Raw genomic sequence first — 18439 nt, 5'->3', positions numbered from 1 at the left:
GCCCTGCGTAAGTGCGGGACAATGCGCGTCGCCCACCCGCTTCCCTCCCGTTACAGACTCCCGAAAGACGCCCCGTGAAATTCAAGATGGCCGAGAAATCCCTGTTCGCCGTGCTGCTGCGCTCGCCCTGGTGGGTCAGCTTCCTGGTGGTGGGAGTGATCGCACTGGCGGCCGGCGCGCTGCTGCCGCGCGAGTACGCCTATGTCGGCGCCGTGGGCACGCTGCCGATCTTCGTGGTGGGCTGCATTGCGGCCTGGCGCCAGCTCAGGGCCCCGAGCCCCGCCAAGGTCGAGGAAATGCTGGGCGCCGTGAACAGCATGCCCTGGCGCCAGTTTGCCGATGCGCTGGAGGCCGCCTGGGTGCGCGATGGCTGCACGGTGGAAAAGCCCCGGTCCGGCCCCGTGGACCTGCGCGTGGCCAAGGGCGGCCAGGCCACCCTGGTCAGCGCCAAGCGCTGGAAGGCCGCGACCCATGGCGTCGAGCCGATGCGCGAACTGCAGGCCGCCATGCAGGCGCAAGGGGCCTCGGCAGGGATCTATGTGATGACCCAGGGACAGCTCTCCGACAACGCCCGCCTGTTTGCGCGCGACAACGGCATCACCGTGCTGCAGGGCCCGGGCGTCGCCGCCCTCCTTCTCGCAAAGGCCTGATCTGGCCGCCCGCCATGCGGGTTTCCCCAAGTGGCGGCCTGCGGGCAACGCAGCACACTGGGCCCTGACGCCACACACCCCGTCCACCGATGCAATCACCCGACAGCCCCGCCGCGCCCGCCCCCCTTGCCACGGGCCTTCTGCTGACGGGCGGCGGCGCCCGGGCGGCCTACCAGGTGGGGGTGCTCGAAGCCATTGCCGATCTGCGCCTGGCCTGCGGCGCGGGTGACGAGCCCAACCCCTTTCCCATCATCACCGGCACCTCGGCCGGGGCCATCAATGCGGCGGCGCTGGCCTGCGGGGCCGACAACTTCGACCGGGCCGTGCGCCGCATCGCCCGCGTATGGCGCGACTTCCATGCGCAGCAGGTGTACCGGGCCGACTCGCTGAGCGTGCTGCGCAGCGGCGCGCGCTGGCTCTCGCTGCTGTCGCTGGGCTGGGCCCTGGCGCGCTGGCGGCGCATGCGCCCGCGCTCGCTGCTGGACAACGCGCCGCTCGAAAAGCTGCTGGTCAAGATGGTGCCGCTGGTGCGCCTGCCGCGCCTTTTGAAAAAGGGCCACCTCAAGGCCCTGGCCGTCACGGCGTCGAGCTACAGCTCGGGCGAGCACGTGACCTTCTTCGAAACCGATGCCCCGCTGCAGCCCTGGGTGCGCTCGCAGCGCAAGGCGGCACGCGACCGCATCACGCACGAGCACCTGCTGGCCTCCTCGGCCATCCCCTTCGTGTTCCCGGCCAAGGCCATCAGCATCGGGGACCACATGGAGTTCTTCGGCGACGGCTCCATGCGCCAGTCGGCACCGATTGCGCCGGCCATCCACCTGGGGGCCGAGCGCATCCTGGTGGTGGGCGCCGGCCGCATGCACGAGCCCAAGGGTGACGCGGCCGCCAACCCCACGCCCACCTACCCCTCGCTGGCGCAGATCGCAGGGCACGCACTCTCCAACATCTTCCTCGATGCGCTGTCGGTCGACGTGGAGCGCGTGCTGCGCGTGAACCAGACGCTATCGCTCATTCCGCCCGAGGTGCGCGCCAAGAGCGCGCTGCGCCCCATCGAGCTCTTGGTGATCGCGCCCTCCCAGCGGCTGGACGCGGTGGCCGCGCGCCATGTGGGCAACCTGCCCACACCCGTGCGCGCCATGCTCGGCGCCCTGGGCGTCACCTCCAACATGGCCGACGTGCGCGGCGCGGCGCTGGCCAGCTACCTGCTGTTCGAGTCGGGCTACACGCGCGAACTCATGGCCCTGGGCCGTGAGGACACCCTGGCCATGCGCGCCGAGGTCTGCAAGTTCTTTGGCTGGACGGACACTGGCGCCGAAGTGAAAACACTCCAGCACGCCTGAGTTCTGCCAGGGTTGGCCCTGTGCGGCGGCGGTAGTTCAGCGTGCCCTAAAATTAGCGGTTCCGCCTGAAAGTGCCCGCAGAGAAAGCCGCCCCATGTCGTCGCCCGTACGCAAACTGTTCGTCACCACCGCCCTGCCCTACGCCAATGGCAATTTCCACATTGGCCACATCATGGAATACATCCAGGCCGACATCTGGGTGCGGTTCCAGCGCATGCAGGGCAACGCGGTCAACTTCGTCGGTGCCGACGACACGCACGGCGCGCCCATCATGATCGCGGCCGAGAAGGCGGGCAAGACGCCCCAGCAGTTCGTGGCCGACATCGCCGCCGGCCGCAAGCAGTACCTCGATGGCTTTCACATCAGCTTCGACAACTGGCACAGCACCGACGACCCGGAAAACCACGAGCTGGCGCGCCAGATCTACCGCGACCTGCGCGACCGCGCCGACGGCTCGCTGATCGAGACCCGCACCATCGAGCAGTTCTTCGACCCCGAGAAGAACATGTTCCTGCCCGACCGCTTCATCAAGGGCGAGTGCCCCAAGTGCCACGCCAAGGACCAGTATGGCGATAACTGCGAGGTCTGCGGCTCGGTCTACGCGCCCACCGACCTGATCAACCCGTTCTCGGCCCTGTCGGGCGTCAAGCCCGAGCTCAAGAGCTCGGAGCACTTCTTCTTCAAGCTCTCGGACCCGCGCTGCGTGGAGTTCCTCGAAAACTGGACGCAGGACGGCAAGCTCCAGCCCGAGGTGGCCAACAAGATCAAGGAGTGGTTCACCGTGCGCACCAACCCGGACGGCACGACCAGCGAGGGCCTGGGCGACTGGGACATCTCGCGCGATGCGCCCTACTTCGGCATCGAGATCCCCGACGCGCCGGGCAAGTACTTCTACGTCTGGCTCGACGCGCCCGTGGGCTACCTGGCTTCGCTCAAGAACCTGCTGGACAAGCGCGGCGAGAGCTACGACGCCTACATGGCCGACCCGGCCCTGGAGCAGTACCACTTCATCGGCAAGGACATCGTGACCTTCCACACGCTGTTCTGGCCCGCGATGCTGCATTTTTCCGGCCGCAAGACGCCCGACAACGTGTTCGTGCACGGCTTCCTCACGGTGAACAACGGCGAGAAGATGAGCAAGAGCCGCGGCACGGGCCTGGACCCGCTCAAGTACCTGGGCCTGGGCATGAACCCCGAGTGGCTGCGCTACTACCTGGCGGCCAAGCTGTCCAACCGCAACGAGGACATCGACTTCAACGCCGACGACTTCATGGCGCGCGTGAACAGCGACCTGATCGGCAAGTTCGTCAACATCGCCAGCCGTGCAGCAGGCTTTTTGACCAAGCGCTTCGACGGCAAGCTCACCACGCAGTTCAGCGCCGATGGCGCGGCCCTGCTGGCCGATGTGCGCAGCGCAGGCGACGGCCTGGCGCAGCTGTACGAGGCACGCGAGTTCGGCAAGGCCACGCGCGAGATCATGCTGCTGGCCGACAAGGTCAACGCCTACGTGGACCAGAACAAGCCCTGGGACCTGGCCAAGGACGCGGCCAACAACGAAGCCCTGCACCAGGTGTGCTCGGTGCTGATCAACACCTTTGCCGTGCTCACGCGCTACCTGGCCCCCGTGCTGCCAAGCCTGGCCCACGCGGTGCAAGGCTTCGTAGGCAGCGACATGCAGCGCTGGGCCGTCGCCGGCGACGTGCAGGCCATCACCCCCTACCAGCACCTGATGCAGCGCGTGGCGCCCGAACAGCTCGACGCGCTGTTCGAAACCCCGGCCCAGCCCGTGGAGGCGGCGCCTGAAGTGGCAGCGCCCGGCGGCGAGGAACTGGCGCCCACGATCACCATCGGCGACTTCACCAAGATCGACCTGCGCATCGCGCTGATCGTGAACTGCGAGCCCGTGGAAGGCTCGACCAAGCTGCTGCGCCTGACGCTGGACGTGGGCGAAGGCCGCACGCGCAACGTGTTCAGCGGCATCGCCAGCGCCTACCAGCCGGCCGACCTGATCGGCAAGCACACGGTGATGGTGGCCAACCTGGCACCGCGCAAGATGAAGTTCGGCGTGTCCGAGGGCATGGTGCTCGCCGCCAGCCATGGCGACGAGAAGGCCAACCCCGGCATCTACGTGCTCAACCCCTGGCCCGGCGCCACGCCTGGCATGCGGGTGCGCTGAGCATTGCAGCGGCGCGGGCGACCTGGATGACGCCACCGCGCCGCTCCATTGGCCGCCAGTGGTCCTACCTGCGGCAGCTGTGCTTTTCGGGGCTGGACAGCCGCATGATGGTGCCGGAAATCCTGCGCACGGTGAACCACATCGTTCCCAACGACGCGGGCTCGTTCTTCTGGACCACAGCACAGGGTATTCCCACCGACATCTTCCACGAGCATTCGCCACCCGAAGTACAGCACCTGTTTCTCAACCACTTCGAGGAGCTGTTCATCGGACCCACCGAGCTGAACGTGCATTCGCTCATCCACCGGGGGCAAAAACTCGGGCAGTTGCTCGCGCCTCCGGCGTTCTACTTTGCCTCCAACACGCACCACTTGCTCGTCCGTGGCTCGGGGCATGAGCACACGCTGGACGCCCGCATCGACGCGCATGGCGCCACCGTGGGGGAGTTGATGCTGTTCCGGGGGCCCGGGCGGCAGTTCACTCAGGACGATTGCGACAACCTCGCCAAGGTGGTGCGGTACATCGAATTTGCGGTCGCCAATGAGAACACCCAGCCCGACACGTTCAGAGCGGTGCAAGACAATGCCACGATTGTCATGGACACCGATGACAGGCCTTTGTGGATGACGGACCCGGCCCGTCGGTTGCTGCAGCAAGCGTTGCAGGCGGGCAACAGCTGGGTGGACCTGCCAAAGTCCGGTCTGCTGCCGCCGTTTTGCCGGCACGTATGCCACCTGTTGCGGGGTGACCACGGCATTCCCGAAGTGACCTTCTCCGTTCCCCATGGCCGCCTGTGTGCGCGCGCGAGCTGGCTTACAGCGGCGGCCGCAGACACACCGGCGGGCAGGCCGCTGATCGCCATCCACCTGCAGCTGCAGGTGTCGCCCAACCTGCGGCTGCTGCAGGCCGTGCGGGACCTGCCCGCCAGCCCCATGCAGCAGCAGGTGGCCTACATCCTGGCCACAGGGGCCTCGCGCACAGGCGCGTGAGCGCCTGAACCTGAGCGAATCGGCACTCAAGGAGCATCTGGGCCAGCTGTACCAGAAGCTTGGAATCGACTCGCTCGCGGCGCTGCAGCAGTTGCTCACCGCTGCCGCCAACGGCACGGGCTGAGGCGGTGTCTACCCCCCGGCCGGGGGGTATTTTTGGCGAAACGCATTTCTAGAATGGGCCGTGGACTCCATTACCTCCAAAAGAAAGAGCGCCCGCATGATCGGCCGCAAAACACTCGGCCTCGCAGGGCTCGCTGTTGCCCTGGCGTGCATCAGCGGTTGCGGCGACAAGCCAAGCCCTGCGCAAGCTGACAGCACTGCCCTGCGGATGGCCACGGTCAATGGCCTGCAGGCAGTGCAGATCCGCAGCTACCTGTCCCGGGCCGAGGAAACACCGGCCGCCAGGCTTGCCGTCACCTGGCACCCCTCGGTGGTCCAGGTGGACCGCGAAAGCGCCATGCGCTCGCTGCGGGGGGTAGACCGCAGCGGCTCCCACTTCGTGTTCGCCGCCAGCGAGCCCGCGCTGGCACAGCTGCAGCACGGCAGCATCCTGTTCGTCTGGGGCATTGCCATCCGCCGTGTCACCGCCCTCAGGACAAAAGGCGACTATGTACTGGTACAAACCCGGCCGGTGGCACTGAACGAGGCGCTGAGCCAGGCCAGCATCGCCTTCGACACCCCGTTGGGCCTGGACCGGGCCTTCGTCTCCACCCATGCCGCGCGCACCCCGCCCGTACAGACCAGCCAATGGGGCGCACCTGGCAGCATCGTGCGCGTGAGCGACGAACTACCCCCAGGCGTGATGGAAGAAGGCAGCAATCCTGGCGAAGAGCCCCTGGCCGACGTGGAGGCAACGCCCCAGTCCAGCTTCGCCGGCAAGGTCAGGGGCTTTGACTACGAGGTGGCGTACACCGTCGCGGGAACGAAGCTGCAGTTCGATCTGGAAGCGCGCAAGTCCGCCAATGATGGCGAGGATGACAGCGCCAAGGCAGTGCAGAAGATGTCGGCCAGGAACGCCGCCGTGGCGAAATCCGCCGGCGGCCTGGCGAAGGGGCTTTTCGACCAGGGCTATGACGACGTGGACATTCGCCTGAAGGTCAAGGGCCAGCTCGACGGCCTGTCGGAAAACGGCGCCATGCGGCTGGGAGGCAGGATCGAGATCGTCGACTCGAAGCTGCAACTGCTCAACACCGATTTCAAGAACCTGAGCGGCACGGCCAGCGTTGATGCGATCGCGCGGCTGGGCAGTGAGCGCGGCGTGTTCAACCACAATTTCAAGGTGCTGGACGTGCCGGTCACCTTCAACATTCCCATCATCCTGGCCGGCATTCCGCTGGTGGTGGAAGTGGGCTTCAACTTCCTCGTGCAGATCGGGCTCAATGGCAAGCACGCGGCGCTGCACACCTCGGGCGCAGTGCAGTTCCAGGGCAACGGCTCCACCACCTTCAGCGAAGGCCAGGTGCGCAACGAGGGCGAGGTGCAGGGTGAGCCGCAACTGGGCGAGAAATCCGCCATCAGCCCCGGGGTCTCGGGCTTCGTGGTGGCCGTGCAGGTGCCCAAGGTGGGCCTGGGAGTGGGCATCACCAACGCCAGCATCATGTCCTACATCGACCATGTGAGCGTGGTCTCCATCGCCAACACGGCGGCACTGGGCTCAATTGTCCAATGCGCCCGCTACACACTGTCCTCCACGGCCCACGTGGGAGTGACGGCCAATTTCAGTCCGCTGCCCATTCCTGGCCTCGGGACGAAAAAGGATCTCTATGCCAAGGAGATCTTCAGCCGCCAGCAGCTCGTGGGCGTGCCTCCCACCAAGGCGTGCCAGTCATGAAGCGGCAGCACACCCGCAGCCCGCTGGCGATGTGCCTGTTGCTGCTCGCCGGCATTGGCACCGCCCATGCCGAAGACAGACCCCGCATTCTTCTGCGCCCGGGCGTATGGCAGCACAGCGCGCTGGACGCGCAGGGACGACCGGACCCCGCAGGCATGCTGACCGTCTGCGAATCCAGTCCGTCGCATGCCGACCTGTGGCGCTCCATCGCCAGAGAAGAACAGGGCGAGGGCTGCGGCCCACGCCGTATGGGCTGGCGCAACGGCCAGATCACGGTGGAGCAGACCTGCACGGAGGATGCCGACACCGTCGTGACACGCACCACCATGGCCCCCGTCAAAGCCGAGGACGGCAGCTGGACCGCCTACCGCACGACCAGCACCCGGACGGTCAGGAATCGCCAGGGGCGCACGCTGGCAACCGCCACCGAGGTGTCGCTGCACGCATGGCTGCGCACCTGCGCACTGCGCGACGAGGGCCAGACCGCCCTGCCCACCACCCACACACCCGAAGCGAAGACAAGATGAACCTGCGCCCCTGCCTGATTCCTGTCCTGTGGGCCTGCCTTGCAGGCGCCGCACATTGCGCAGCCACCACGCCCGACTGGTGGCCGCGCCCCGCACCGGGCCTGTGGAAGGCGGAGACCACCCTGAGGAGTGCGCGCACCGTCACCACGACCCAGTGCATCGACACCGCCACCCAGAAGGCCGCCGAGGCCGAGGCGCAAAAGCAGACCCAAGGCTGCAAACCCTCGGTGCACCAGCGCAACGGCAATGTCTTCACCTCCGAGACGGTCTGCGGCGATACGACCACGCAGGTCAGGCTCACCGTCACCGACAACCAGAGCTACACCTCGGAAGTGAAAAGCCTGACCCATGGCAAGCCGTCCATGGTGGTGGTGCAAAAGCAGACACGCCTGGGAGATTGCGCCAGTGCCCAGTCCCCGGACGCATCCCTTCGGGTGAGCCCTGCAAAGTAGGCTGCGGCTGTCAAGCTGCGTTCCGGGAACGACCTCCTCAGGGCCTGCAGCGCAGATACCATTGCGCCGCCAGCAGGTTGGGCACCCAGCACAGCCAGGCAATGAGGGGGCAGGAGAGCGGCATCGTCGATGCCCGCAGCCATGCTGGCGCCCAGGTAGAAGCGCAGCGTGATTGCGGCGGCCGTGAGCGCAAAGCTGCGCAGCATCCAGCGCCGCTGCAGGGCGCGCGCCAGGCCCATGCCGGTCACCACGATCCACGCCAGGCCCAGCGCAAGAAAGCCGAGCGCAGCCACCCACCCCTCATGGCATGCAGAGCCAGGGCAGCGCACTGCGGAATGGGAAGGTGCACCCTTGCCACGAGACCTATCGCGCCACCATCGCGTGCCCAACTCGGCGTGAACCAGCAGGCCGGCGTGCGTATGGGCTGCACCCGCAGTGATTTTTCGTGGACGTGGGTAGCACGCGCCTGGGCCGTTCCATCAAGAACAGTTCACTGGCCACCGATCAAACCCGCCCGCAGTGACGGCCGACTACCTGTACAGGTTCTGACCGGCAAAGTCTCAGTGCCCCACGTAGCGCCCAGGCCGGTGGCTGATCCACAGAAAGCCGCTCATCACCAGCACCGCCAGCACCGAGTACGCCACCCGGTCGACGGGCACGATGAACAGCGCCAGCAGCACCACCGCGCAGTCGATGCCCATCTGCACCTTGCCGGCGCGGATGCCATAGCGGTCCTGCATGTACAGCGAAAGCACCGTGGCCCCGCCCAGGCTGGAGCGGTGCCGCGCCAGGAACAGGCAGCCCGTGCCCAGCAGCAGGCCACCGAGCAGCGAGGCGAACAGGGGGTTGAGGTAGTCCACATGCATGACATGGGGGAACAGCTCGGTCAGCCCCGACAGCAGCGCCACCGAGACAAAGGTCTTGATGGTGAACTCGCGCCCCATGCGCGTCCAGGCGAACCAGTAGAACGGCAGGTTCACGAGGAAGAACAGCTTGCCGAACGAAACGCCAGTGACGTAGTGCAGCAAAAAGGCGATGCCCGCCGTGCCGCCCACCAGCAGGCCCGCCTGGTTGAACAGCATGAGCGCCATCGCCACGAACAGCGTGCCAGCGAAGATGGCCTGGGCGTCCTCGTAGGTGCCATGGCGCAACGACGGGGGGGTGTCGGTTTCGGTGGTCGGGGCGGGGGTGTCAGGCATGGTCGGTTCGTCAGGATACAGCGGCAACCCACCGTGGGTCATGCATTTGTACAAGCAAGCACTGCGCCAGAAGGGCGGCGCAAGCTCCGGCACAGGACATGCTTGCATTCTCGGGGCACCCCACACCTGTCTGGCCCAGCGACCCACGGTTGCGCTCACCGGCCTGGGGAATACACTGGAACCCACCGCCGCATGCAGCTGTCCTTCGCCTTCCACCCGCGGCTGATCGATGCTCATGGGAGACCGTGCGCCTGCTGGTCACGCCCACGCTCACCATCGCCCTGCTGGGCGCCATCGAATCGCTGCTGTGCGCCCGGGTGGCCGACCAGTTGGCCACCGCCCCCCGCCACCGCAAGCACGACCCCAACCAGGAACTCATGGCCCAGGGCCTGGCCAACCTGGTCGTGCCCTTCTTCGGCGGCATGCCGGCCACGGGCACCATTGCGCGCACGGTGACCAACATCCGCTCGGGCGCCACCTCGCCCATCGCAGGCATCGTGCATGCGGCCACGCTGGCGGTCATCGTGCTCGCGGCGGCCCCTCTGGCGCTGCACATCCCGCTGGCCGTGCTGGCGGGCATCCTGCTGTTCGTGGCCTGGAACATGGGCGAGTGGCACGAGTTCGTGCGCCTGCGCCACTTCAGCAACCACTACCGGCTGCTGATGCTGGGCACCTTTTTCCTCACGGTGGTGTTCGACCTGACGGTGGCGGTGGAGGTGGGCCTGTTCATGGCCTGCGCACTGTTCGTGCGGCGCATGAGCCGGCTGTTCCGGGTGGAGCTGCAGCCCGAGGCGTCGGGGCCCCCGGCTGGCGGGCACCCCCGCATGACCTGGCGCCTGCATGGCGCGCTGTTCTTTGGCGCAGCCGGCAAGATCGACCCCATCGTGCAGGCGGTGGAGACCGGCCCTGCGGGCGTGGACGTGGTGCTCGATGCCAGCGAACTCGTGGCCCTGGACACCACCGGCCTGGATGCCCTCACGCAAATCCTCAAGGCGGTGGCCCAGCGCGGTGGGCGCCTGTACCTCGTGCACCTGCACGAGCAGCCGCGCTCGCTGATGGAGCGCTCTGGCTTTGCCGACCGCCTGGCCGCCCAGGGCGGCACGGGCGTGAACGTGTAAGCGCCGCTATTTGCCGCCCTTGAACTCCGGGGCATCCAGATCAGGCCCGGTCTCGGTGCGCAGCACCTGGGCGCCCGGCCCCTGGACCACGGTGAACACCTGCGGCTCGTTGCGCGCGTTGGCAAAGCGCCACTGCACATGGGTTTCACCCTTGAGCGGGTAGGGCACCACCTTGGCCGCCTTGCCCAGCAAGCGGCGCACGGCATCCATCCCCATGCCGGGCTGGACCTTGGCGAAGTTCTCGGGCGTGAGCACCTGGCGCACGGCGATCAGCTTGCCGTCGGGGCCGATGGCGATCATGTAGTTGACCTGGCCGGCCGGCTGGCGGTTGTACTCGAACGTACGGGTGCCGTCGGCCTCGTTCCAGGTGTTCTCGGGCACGCCGAAGCGGTCGCGCACGTCCGCCTCGGTGGACACGCCGGGCTGCAGTTCGCTGATGCGCTGGGGGTCGCAGCCAGCGGCGGCGAGCAGCGCCAGGGTGGTGATGGCGGCTGCCGCGGCACGAAAAAATGAGGGCATGGGGTCATCCCGGTAAAATCAAGGAAAAGAGGTTACCAGTCCATGTCCATTTTCCGCCGCCCCGATTACCAATCCGACACCACGCAGTTCATCAACCAGCTCAAGGCGAGCCGGCCCGAACTGGACGCCCAGCAGGTGGCAGGCCGCGCCCTGCTGTGGGACAAGCAGGTGGACCGCAAGATCTGGGGCGAGTACCGCGAAGGCCAGGTCGAGCAAAAGCCCTACGTCTACCAGACCAACGCCGACTGAGCGAATTTTCCGCATGAAAACGGCTTCCATCGCTTTTTCACAAAGCGTTTGAAGCTCTTTATTTCATAGCAAATTGATGAACAGCGCGAGCGAAGCCGATGCCGCGGTCCAGGACCAGGGCATGCCCGACGTGGTGGACCAGGTCGCCCTGGCGCGCCTGTACGGCGAGCCGCTGTTCGCCCTGCCCACCGACCTGTACATCCCGCCCGATGCGCTCGAAGTCTTCCTCGAAGCCTTCGAAGGGCCGCTGGATTTGCTGCTGTACCTGATCAGAAAGCAGAACTTCAATATCCTGGACATCCCCATGGTGGGGGTGACCAAGCAGTACCTGGCGTATGTGGACGAGATCCGCAGCCGCAACCTGGAACTGGCCGCCGAGTACCTGCTGATGGCGGCGATGCTGATCGAGATCAAGTCGCGCATGCTGCTGCCTCCCAAGAAGCAGGCCGAGGGCGAAGATCCCGTGGACCCCCGGGCCGAGCTGGTGCGCCGCCTGCTCGAATACGAGCAGATGAAGATGGCCGGCATGCGCCTGTCGCAGCTGCCGCAGTACGGGCGCGACTTCCTCAAGGCCCAGGTCTACATCGAGCAGAGCCTGCAACCGCGCTTTCCCGACGTGCACGTGGTGGAGCTCCAGGAGGCCTGGCGCGACATCATGAAGCGCGCCAAGCTGGTGCAGCACCACAAGATCACGCGCGAGGAACTCTCGGTGCGCGAGTACATGAGCATGGTGCTCAAGACGCTGCAGGGCCGCCGCTTCGTGGAGTTCGAGGAGCTGTTCGAGCCCGAGCGCGGCAGCACCGTGCTGGTGGTGACCTTCATCGCCCTCTTGGAACTGGCCAAAGAGACGCTGATCGAGATCACCCAGGCCGAGGCCTTCGCGCCGATCTACGTGCGACTGGCGTACACGCCCGCCTGAACACCGCCGCCTGATTTCTGGCCATGGCGGGCGGCCATGGTCCCACCACCTCTCCATCCCAGCAAGCCATGGCATCTCACGACTTCGACGTTCTCATCGTAGGCAGCGGCCTCGCCGGGCTTTCGGCCGCGCTGCACCTGGCGCCCACGCACCGCGTGGCGGTGATCACCAAGCGCCAGTTGCACGATGGTGCCAGCGCCTGGGCCCAGGGCGGCATTGCGGCCGTGCTGGCCGACGGGGACAGCTTTGGCGCGCATGTGGAAGACACCCTGGTGGCCGGGGCCGGCCTGTGCGACCTGGCCGCCACCCGCTTCGTGGTGGAGAACGCGCCCGATGCGATTGCCTGGCTGCAGCAACTGGGCGTGCCCTTTTCGCTGGAAGACGGCGCCTTGCACCTCACGCGCGAGGGCGGCCACAGTGCGCGGCGCATCGTGCATTCCACCGACGCCACCGGTGCGGCGGTGCAGCGCACGCTGATCGACGTGGTGCGCGCCACGCCGGGCATCACGCTGTTCGAGCAGCACACGCTGGTGGACCTGATCACGGCACGCAAGCTGGGTGCCAAGGGCTCCGACCGCTGTCTGGGCCTGTACGCACTGGACGAAGCCACCGACGAGGTCCTCACCTTCCGCGCACCCCAGACCATCCTGGCCACGGGCGGCGCGGGCAAGGTCTACCTGTACACCACCAACCCCGACACGGCCACGGGCGACGGCATCGCGGCCGCCTGGCGCGCGGGCTGCCGCGTGGCGAACCTGGAGTTCATCCAGTTCCACCCGACCTGCCTGTACCACCCGCACGCCAAGTCGTTTCTGATCACCGAGGCCGTGCGCGGCGAGGGTGGCCTGCTCAAGCTGCCTGCATCGGCCGGCGGCACGCGCTTCATGCCGCAGCACGACGAGCGCGCCGAACTGGCGCCGCGCGACGTGGTGGCCCGCGCCATCGACTACGAGATGAAGAAGCGCGGCCTCGATTGCGTGCACCTCGATATCTCGCACCAGAGCCCGGCGTTTTTGCAGGAGCATTTCCCCAACATCCTCGCGCGCTGTGCAGAACTGGGCATCGACATCACCAAGGAGCCCATCCCCGTGGTGCCGGCCGCCCACTACACCTGCGGCGGCGTGCTCACCGACCTGGCAGGCCGCACCGACCTGCCCGGCCTGTTCGCCATCGGCGAGACGGCCTGCACGGGCCTGCACGGCGCCAACCGGCTGGCCAGCAACTCGCTGGTGGAGTGCATGGTGTTCGCGCGAGCGGCCGCCCAGGCCATCGCCGCAGCACCGGCCGTGGAGTTGCCCAAGCTGCCCCAGTGGGACGACAGCCGCGTGACCGATGCCGACGAATGCGTGGTCATCTCGCACAACTGGGACGAGCTGCGCCGCTTCATGTGGGACTACGTGGGCATCGTGCGCACCAACAAGCGGCTCGAACGCGCGGCCCACCGCATCGCGCTGCTGCAGGGCGAGATCCACGAGTTCTACTCGCACTTCCACGTCACGCGCGACCTGCTGGAGCTGCGCAACCTGGTGCAGGTGGCCGAGCTCATCGTGCGCAGCGCGCAAATGCGCCGCGAGAGCCGGGGCCTGCACTTCAGCCGCGACTACCCCGAGCTGGCCGCCCCGGCCGCGCCCACCATCCTCGTGCCCCCAGTGGCCTGACAAGGTATGACCTACAGCGTCAAGGAAATCTTCTACACCCTGCAGGGCGAAGGCGGGCAGGCAGGCATGCCCGCCGTGTTCTGCCGCTTTGCGGGCTGCAACCTCTGGAGTGGCCGCGAGGCCGACCGCGCCAGCGCCATCTGCCGCTTCTGCGACACCGACTTCGTGGGCACCGACGGCACCCTGGGCGGCAAGTTCACCACGGCCGATGCCCTGGCGGAACGCATTGCGGCCCAGTGGCCGGCCCACGATGCCGATCACCGCCTGGTGGTGCTCACGGGTGGCGAGCCGCTGCTGCAGGTCGATGCGGCCCTGATCGACGCCCTGCACGCACGGCAGTTCCGCATTGCCGTGGAGACCAATGGCACGGTGGCCGCGCCGCCGGGCATCGACTGGCTGTGCGTGAGCCCCAAGGCCGGTGCGCCCTGGGTGCAGCAGCAGGGCCAGGAGCTCAAGCTGGTCTGGCCCCAGGCCGGGATGGACCTTGCGGCCATCGGGCAGACGGGGCAGTTCGCCCACCGCTTCCTACAGCCCATGGATGGCCCCAACCAGGCCGCCCACATCGACCTCTGTATTGCCACCTGCATGGAACAGCCCGCCTGGCGGCTGAGCCTGCAGACCCACAAGATCAGCGGCATCCGATAGCTATGCAGTTCACCATTTCCCAGCGCTTCTTCTTCGACGCGGCCCACACCCTGCGCCGCGAGATCGAGGCCGAAGGCAGCCGCCGCATCCACGGCCACACCTACCACGCCGAGGTTTCGCTCAGCGGCCCGCGCGACCCCGCTACCGGCATGGTGCTGGACCTCGGCCTGCTGCGCCGGGGGCTGGAGGTGGTGCGCGAGCAGCTCGACCACCACATGCTCGACGAGGTGCCCGGACTGGGCATCCCCACGCTCGAGAACCTGTGCCTGTTCATCGCGCAGGCCCTGCCAGCCGAACTGCGCCCGCGCGTGAGCCGCGTGCGCGTGTGGCGCGAGGCGCTGGGCGACAGCTGCGCGCTCGACTTCGCCGCGCACTGAGCCCCCGCTCCCCGCCTGCATGGCAGCCCCCCCGCCACACCTCCCTGACTTCAATCCGAGGAAGCCCGATGTTCCGCACCCTGCTCAAATCCAAGATCCACCGCGTGGCTGTCACCCAGTGCGAGCTACACTACGAGGGCTCGTGCGCCATCGACGAAGACCTGCTCGACGCCGCCAACATCGCCGAGAACGAGCAGATCCACATCTGGAACATCAACAACGGTGAGCGCTTCGTCACCTATGCCATCAAGGGCCAGCGCGGCAGCGGCATGATCTCGGTGAACGGCTCGGCCGCACGCCGCGCCAGCCAGGGCGACCTCATCATCATTGCCGCCTTTGCCCAGGTGCACGAGGACCAGGTGGCCAGCCACGCGCCGCAACTGGTGTTTGTGGACGAGCGCAACCGCCAGACCGCACTGCGCCACGCGGTGCCCACGCAGGCGCTGTGAGCACCATGGCGGCCACTGCACCAACCACCGCTGGCGAGGGCCTGGTCGCCCGCAGCCTGGCCCATGTCTGGCACCCCTGCACGCAGATGAAGCGGCACGAGGCCCAGCCGCCCGTGGCCATTGCCCGCGCGCAAGGCCCCTGGCTGTACGGCACCGATGGCCGGCGCTACCTTGATGGCATCAGCTCCTGGTGGGTCAACCTGTTCGGCCACAGCCACCCGCACATCAAGGCCGCCCTCGCCGACCAGATGGAGCGGCTCGACCATGTGATGCTGGCAGGTTTCACCCATGCGCCGGTGGTCGAGCTGTCGGAGCGCCTGGGTGTGCTCACGGGCCTGGGCCACGCCTTTTACGGCAGCGATGGCGCGGCCGCCACCGAGATCTCGCTCAAGATGAGCGCCCACTACTGGCGCAACACGGGCCGCCCGGGCAAGAGCCGCTTCGTGGGCCTGGCTGGTGGCTACCACGGCGAGACCGTGGGCGCGCTGGCCGTGACCGACATCGCGCTGTTCCGCGAGGCCTACGCCCCGCTGGTGCGCCTGGCCGCCACCGTGCCCAGCCCCGATGCGCGCCAGGCCACGCCCACAGAAACGCCCGAGGACGTGGCGCGGCGCAGCGCCGCCGCCCTTGACGCCTGGCTGGCCGAACACCATGCCGACACCGCCGCGCTGATCGTGGAGCCCCTGGTGCAGTGCGCGGCCGGCATGGCCATGCACGACTCGGAGTACCTGCGCCTGGCGCGCGCGCTGTGCGACCGCTACGAGGTGCACCTGGTGGTGGACGAGATCGCCACGGGCTTTGGCCGCACGGGCAGCATGTTCGCGCACCAGCAGGCGGGCATCCGGCCCGACTTCATCTGCCTGTCCAAGGGCCTCACGGGTGGCACCCTGCCGCTGTCGGCGGTACTGACCACGGACATGGTGTACCAGGCGTTCTATGCCGACGAGGTGGCGCGTGGCTTTCTGCACTCGCACTCGTACACCGGGAACCCCCTGGCCTGCCGCGCAGCCCTGGCCACGCTGGAGCTGTTCGAACAACTGGATGCGCTGAACGCCAACGTGGCGCTGGCGCAGCGCATCGACGCGGCGTGCGCGCCCCTCACCCAGCACCCGCGCGTGCGCCATGCGCGCCGCCTGGGCATGGTCTGGGCCTGGGACATCGCCACCACCCTGCCCGATTTTTCGCGCCGCTACCACCAGCACGCCATGGCCGGCGGCCTGGTGCTGCGCCCCATCGGCAACACGCTGTATGCCATGCCCCCCTATGTGCTCGACGGCGAGGCGGTTGACTGCCTGGCCAGCGGCGCGCTCGACGCGCTGAACGCCACCCTGCAAGAGGAAACCTGTTGATGATTGGATGTTTTGTGACCGGTACCGACACCGGCGTGGGCAAGACGCTGGTGTCCGCCGGCCTGCTGCATGCGCTGGCGCCGCACCACCGCCGCGTGGTCGGCATGAAGCCGGTGGCGGCCGGCGTCGTGCCCTGGGGCGGCGACTGGGCCAGCGAAGACGCGATTGCGCTGCGCGCCGCATCGACCGTGGCGGTGCCGGCCGCGCTGGACAACCCGGTGCTGCTGCCCGACCCGCTCTCGCCCCACATCGCGGCGGCCCGCGCCGGTGTGCAGATCGACATCGCCGCCATCGTGCACTGCTACCAGGCACTGGCGGCCCAGGCCGACGCGGTGGTGGTGGAAGGTGCGGGCGGCTTTCACGTGCCGCTGTCGGACACCACGACCGGCGCCGACCTGGCCCTGGCCCTGGCCCTGCCCGTGGTGCTGGTGGTGGGCCTGCGCCTGGGCTGCCTGAACCATGCACTGCTGACGGCCGAGGCCATCCGCGCGCGCGGCCTCACGCTGGCCGGCTGGGTGGCCAACCAGGTAGACCCCGCGATGCAAGCCGTGGAGGAAAACAAGGCCTACCTGGGTGCGCGCCTGGGAGCTCCCCTGCTGGCCGACGTACCGTACCAGACCTTGCCGGAAGCGCGCGGCCTGGTCTTCGAACTGCCTGCCCACTGGCTATGACGACCCCTTTGGCTCACTCTTCCCCACCCTCCTGGCTCGACGAGATCCCGGCACGGCTGGCCGACATCGAGCACGCCCATCTGCTGCGCCGCCGCCGCGTGGTGCAGCCTGCAGGCGGCGCCCACCTGCTGGTGGACGGGCAGCCCATGCTGGCCTTCTGCAGCAACGACTACCTGGGCCTGGCCAGCCACCCGGCGCTGGCGGCGGCTGCACGCGAAGCCACCCATGCCTTTGGCGTGGGCTCGGGCGGCTCGCCCCTGGTCAGCGGGCACAGCGCCGCCAACGATGCGCTGGAGCAGGAACTGGCGGCCTTCGTGCAGTTGCCCCGGGCCCTGTACTTCTACGCCGGCTATGCCACCAACACCGGCATCATCCCGGCGCTGGTGGGCAATGGCGATGCGCTGTTCTCCGACGCACTCAACCACGCCTGCCTGATCGACGGTGCGCGCCTGTCGCGCGCCACCATCCACCGCTACCCGCATGCCGACTTGGTAGCACTGGAGGCGGCCCTGGCGGCCAGCCCCGCACGGCGCAAACTCGTGGTCAGCGATGCCGTGTTCAGCATGGACGGCGACCTCATCGATATCCCGGCCCTGCTGGCCCTGTGCGAACGCTTCGATGCCCTGCTGCTGCTGGACGACGCCCATGGCTTTGGCGTGCTGGGCCCCCAGGGGCGTGGCAGCCTCGCCGAGGCAGGCCTCACGGGTGCCACCGCATCGCGCCGGGTGCTCTACATGGCCACGCTGGGCAAGGCCGCCGGGGTGGCGGGTGCCTTCGTGGCGGGCGATGGCGCGCTCATCGAATGGCTGCTGCAAAAGACGCGCACCTACATCTTCGCCACCGCCGCCCCACCGCTGCTGGCCAGTGCACTGCGCAAGAGCCTGGAGCTGATCGCGGCTGCGGACGACCGGCGCCAGCAGCTTGACGCCCGGATCGCGCAACTGCGCGCCGGGCTTGCAGCCCTGCCTGACGCACTGGGCTGGCGCCTGCTGCCATCGCACACCGCCGTGCAGGCGCTGGTGATCGGCAGCAACGAGGCCGCGCTGGCAGTGATGGAGAGCCTGCGGGCAGAGGGCCTGTGGGTCCCCGCGATCCGGCCGCCGACGGTGCCGGTGGGGACGGCGCGGTTGCGCATTGCGCTGTCGTCAGCACACACGGCCGAGGACGTCGACCAACTGCTGCAGGCATTGCACCGGTACGCGGCGCGCGCACCCGCCGTGGCTTGATACGGATTTGCATTCGATCGTATAACTAGGCGGGAGCCGCAGACAGTGCTGTAGCACGGCAAGGCGAACCAACGACGTTATACGGTTGAAGG

At 67.8% G+C, this 18439-nt stretch carries 18 protein-coding genes and 1 pseudogene; 17 read left to right on the top strand and 2 right to left on the bottom strand.

Going from position 1 to position 18439, the window contains the following annotated elements; genetic code table 11:
• The first annotated feature begins 74 nt into the window (after nucleotides 1–74).
• From ASE31_RS12220 to ASE31_RS32565, 7 genes are all read left to right on the top strand, one after another.
• Nucleotides 75–650, top strand: a complete 576-nt coding sequence (locus ASE31_RS12220; protein WP_369819454.1) for a restriction endonuclease — start codon at nucleotides 75–77, stop codon at nucleotides 648–650.
• Nucleotides 651–739: 89 nt separating this feature from the next.
• Nucleotides 740–1990 carry a patatin-like phospholipase family protein gene (locus tag ASE31_RS12215; protein WP_057201898.1) on the top strand — a complete coding sequence of 417 codons (1251 nt, stop codon included), beginning with the start codon at nucleotides 740–742 and terminating at the stop codon, nucleotides 1988–1990.
• 94 nt (nucleotides 1991–2084) lie between these two features.
• Nucleotides 2085–4166 carry a methionine--tRNA ligase gene (gene metG / locus ASE31_RS12210; protein WP_057201897.1) on the top strand — a complete coding sequence of 694 codons (2082 nt, stop codon included), beginning with the start codon at nucleotides 2085–2087 and terminating at the stop codon, nucleotides 4164–4166.
• A gap of 26 nt (nucleotides 4167–4192) precedes the next feature.
• Nucleotides 4193–5155 carry a hypothetical protein gene (locus ASE31_RS12205; protein WP_057201896.1) on the top strand — a complete coding sequence of 321 codons (963 nt, stop codon included), beginning with the start codon at nucleotides 4193–4195 and terminating at the stop codon, nucleotides 5153–5155.
• A gap of 331 nt (nucleotides 5156–5486) precedes the next feature.
• Complete coding sequence (locus tag ASE31_RS12200; RefSeq protein WP_057201895.1) at nucleotides 5487–6989, top strand: hypothetical protein; 1503 nt, start codon at nucleotides 5487–5489, stop codon at nucleotides 6987–6989.
• Complete coding sequence (locus ASE31_RS12195; protein ID WP_057201894.1) at nucleotides 6986–7516, top strand: hypothetical protein; 531 nt, start codon at nucleotides 6986–6988, stop codon at nucleotides 7514–7516. The genes ASE31_RS12200 and ASE31_RS12195 overlap by 4 nt, the downstream gene beginning before the upstream one ends.
• Nucleotides 7513–7968 carry a DUF3617 family protein gene (locus ASE31_RS32565; protein WP_057201893.1) on the top strand — a complete coding sequence of 152 codons (456 nt, stop codon included), beginning with the start codon at nucleotides 7513–7515 and terminating at the stop codon, nucleotides 7966–7968. Before ASE31_RS12195 ends, ASE31_RS32565 begins: the two co-directional genes overlap by 4 nt.
• Nucleotides 7969–8528: 560 nt before the next feature.
• Here ASE31_RS32565 and ASE31_RS12185 read toward each other — a convergent pair.
• Nucleotides 8529–9167, bottom strand: a complete 639-nt coding sequence (locus ASE31_RS12185) for a YitT family protein (RefSeq protein ID WP_057202508.1) — start codon at nucleotides 9165–9167, stop codon at nucleotides 8529–8531.
• A gap of 233 nt (nucleotides 9168–9400) precedes the next feature.
• Between ASE31_RS12185 and ASE31_RS12180 the strand changes: the two are divergent.
• A pseudogene (locus ASE31_RS12180) lies at nucleotides 9401–10285 on the top strand (SulP family inorganic anion transporter); the annotation flags it as partial.
• Between the two features lie 6 nt (nucleotides 10286–10291).
• Here the strand turns inward: ASE31_RS12180 and ASE31_RS12175 are convergent.
• Nucleotides 10292–10804, bottom strand: a complete 513-nt coding sequence (locus ASE31_RS12175) for a hypothetical protein (RefSeq protein WP_057201892.1) — start codon at nucleotides 10802–10804, stop codon at nucleotides 10292–10294.
• A 42-nt stretch (nucleotides 10805–10846) separates the two neighbouring features.
• Here ASE31_RS12175 and ASE31_RS12170 point away from each other — a divergent pair, with 42 nt between their 5' ends.
• The 9 genes from ASE31_RS12170 (at nucleotide 10847) to bioF (ending at nucleotide 18347) form a co-directional block, all read left to right on the top strand.
• Nucleotides 10847–11053 (top strand): DUF3460 family protein, encoded by a 207-nt coding sequence (locus tag ASE31_RS12170; protein WP_007861239.1) that lies wholly within the window; start codon nucleotides 10847–10849, stop codon nucleotides 11051–11053.
• Between the two features lie 76 nt (nucleotides 11054–11129).
• Complete coding sequence (locus ASE31_RS12165; protein ID WP_057201891.1) at nucleotides 11130–11972, top strand: ScpA family protein; 843 nt, start codon at nucleotides 11130–11132, stop codon at nucleotides 11970–11972.
• 68 nt (nucleotides 11973–12040) lie between these two features.
• Nucleotides 12041–13630, top strand: a complete 1590-nt coding sequence (nadB, locus tag ASE31_RS12160) for an L-aspartate oxidase (protein WP_057201890.1) — start codon at nucleotides 12041–12043, stop codon at nucleotides 13628–13630.
• Nucleotides 13631–13636: 6 nt separating this feature from the next.
• Nucleotides 13637–14275 (top strand): 7-carboxy-7-deazaguanine synthase, encoded by a 639-nt coding sequence (gene queE, locus ASE31_RS12155; RefSeq protein WP_057201889.1) that lies wholly within the window; start codon nucleotides 13637–13639, stop codon nucleotides 14273–14275.
• A gap of 2 nt (nucleotides 14276–14277) precedes the next feature.
• Entirely contained in the window at nucleotides 14278–14652 is a 375-nt protein-coding gene (locus ASE31_RS12150) for a 6-carboxytetrahydropterin synthase (protein ID WP_057201888.1), read from the top strand.
• Nucleotides 14653–14720: 68 nt separating this feature from the next.
• A complete protein-coding gene (gene panD, locus ASE31_RS12145; RefSeq protein ID WP_057201887.1) occupies nucleotides 14721–15101 on the top strand; it encodes an aspartate 1-decarboxylase in 381 nt (126 codons plus the stop codon).
• A 5-nt stretch (nucleotides 15102–15106) separates the two neighbouring features.
• Complete coding sequence (bioA, locus tag ASE31_RS12140; protein WP_057202507.1) at nucleotides 15107–16450, top strand: adenosylmethionine--8-amino-7-oxononanoate transaminase; 1344 nt, start codon at nucleotides 15107–15109, stop codon at nucleotides 16448–16450.
• On the top strand, nucleotides 16450–17121 hold the full coding sequence (bioD, locus tag ASE31_RS12135) for a dethiobiotin synthase (protein WP_057201886.1): 672 nt from the start codon (nucleotides 16450–16452) through the stop codon (nucleotides 17119–17121). The genes bioA and bioD overlap by 1 nt, the downstream gene beginning before the upstream one ends.
• Nucleotides 17118–18347, top strand: a complete 1230-nt coding sequence (gene bioF / locus ASE31_RS12130; RefSeq protein WP_057201885.1) for an 8-amino-7-oxononanoate synthase — start codon at nucleotides 17118–17120, stop codon at nucleotides 18345–18347. Before bioD ends, bioF begins: the two co-directional genes overlap by 4 nt.
• Nucleotides 18348–18439 lie beyond the last annotated feature (92 nt).

The organism is Acidovorax sp. Root217, assembly GCF_001428645.1.
Lineage (GTDB): Bacteria > Pseudomonadota > Gammaproteobacteria > Burkholderiales > Burkholderiaceae_C > Acidovorax.
Note: the sequence above shows the minus strand (reverse complement) of the source record. Positions and strands in the feature narration are given on the sequence as shown.

Bases quoted from the DNA above. Each gene is read 5' to 3' on its own strand.
- ASE31_RS12215 (WP_057201898.1), top strand. From the start codon at position 740: ATGCAATCACCCGACAGCCCCGCCGCGCCCGCCCCCCTTGCCACGGGC.
- metG (WP_057201897.1), top strand. From the start codon at position 2,085: ATGTCGTCGCCCGTACGCAAACTGTTCGTCACCACCGCCCTGCCCTAC.
- ASE31_RS12205 (WP_057201896.1), top strand. From the start codon at position 4,193: ATGACGCCACCGCGCCGCTCCATTGGCCGCCAGTGGTCCTACCTGCGG.
- ASE31_RS12200 (WP_057201895.1), top strand. From the start codon at position 5,487: ATGGCCACGGTCAATGGCCTGCAGGCAGTGCAGATCCGCAGCTACCTG.
- ASE31_RS12195 (WP_057201894.1), top strand. From the start codon at position 6,986: ATGAAGCGGCAGCACACCCGCAGCCCGCTGGCGATGTGCCTGTTGCTG.
- ASE31_RS32565 (WP_057201893.1), top strand. From the start codon at position 7,513: ATGAACCTGCGCCCCTGCCTGATTCCTGTCCTGTGGGCCTGCCTTGCA.
- ASE31_RS12185 (WP_057202508.1), bottom strand. From the start codon at position 9,167: ATGCCTGACACCCCCGCCCCGACCACCGAAACCGACACCCCCCCGTCG.
- ASE31_RS12175 (WP_057201892.1), bottom strand. From the start codon at position 10,804: ATGCCCTCATTTTTTCGTGCCGCGGCAGCCGCCATCACCACCCTGGCG.
- ASE31_RS12170 (WP_007861239.1), top strand. From the start codon at position 10,847: ATGTCCATTTTCCGCCGCCCCGATTACCAATCCGACACCACGCAGTTC.
- ASE31_RS12165 (WP_057201891.1), top strand. From the start codon at position 11,130: ATGAACAGCGCGAGCGAAGCCGATGCCGCGGTCCAGGACCAGGGCATG.
- nadB (WP_057201890.1), top strand. From the start codon at position 12,041: ATGGCATCTCACGACTTCGACGTTCTCATCGTAGGCAGCGGCCTCGCC.
- queE (WP_057201889.1), top strand. From the start codon at position 13,637: ATGACCTACAGCGTCAAGGAAATCTTCTACACCCTGCAGGGCGAAGGC.
- ASE31_RS12150 (WP_057201888.1), top strand. From the start codon at position 14,278: ATGCAGTTCACCATTTCCCAGCGCTTCTTCTTCGACGCGGCCCACACC.
- panD (WP_057201887.1), top strand. From the start codon at position 14,721: ATGTTCCGCACCCTGCTCAAATCCAAGATCCACCGCGTGGCTGTCACC.
- bioA (WP_057202507.1), top strand. From the start codon at position 15,107: ATGGCGGCCACTGCACCAACCACCGCTGGCGAGGGCCTGGTCGCCCGC.
- bioD (WP_057201886.1), top strand. From the start codon at position 16,450: ATGATTGGATGTTTTGTGACCGGTACCGACACCGGCGTGGGCAAGACG.
- bioF (WP_057201885.1), top strand. From the start codon at position 17,118: ATGACGACCCCTTTGGCTCACTCTTCCCCACCCTCCTGGCTCGACGAG.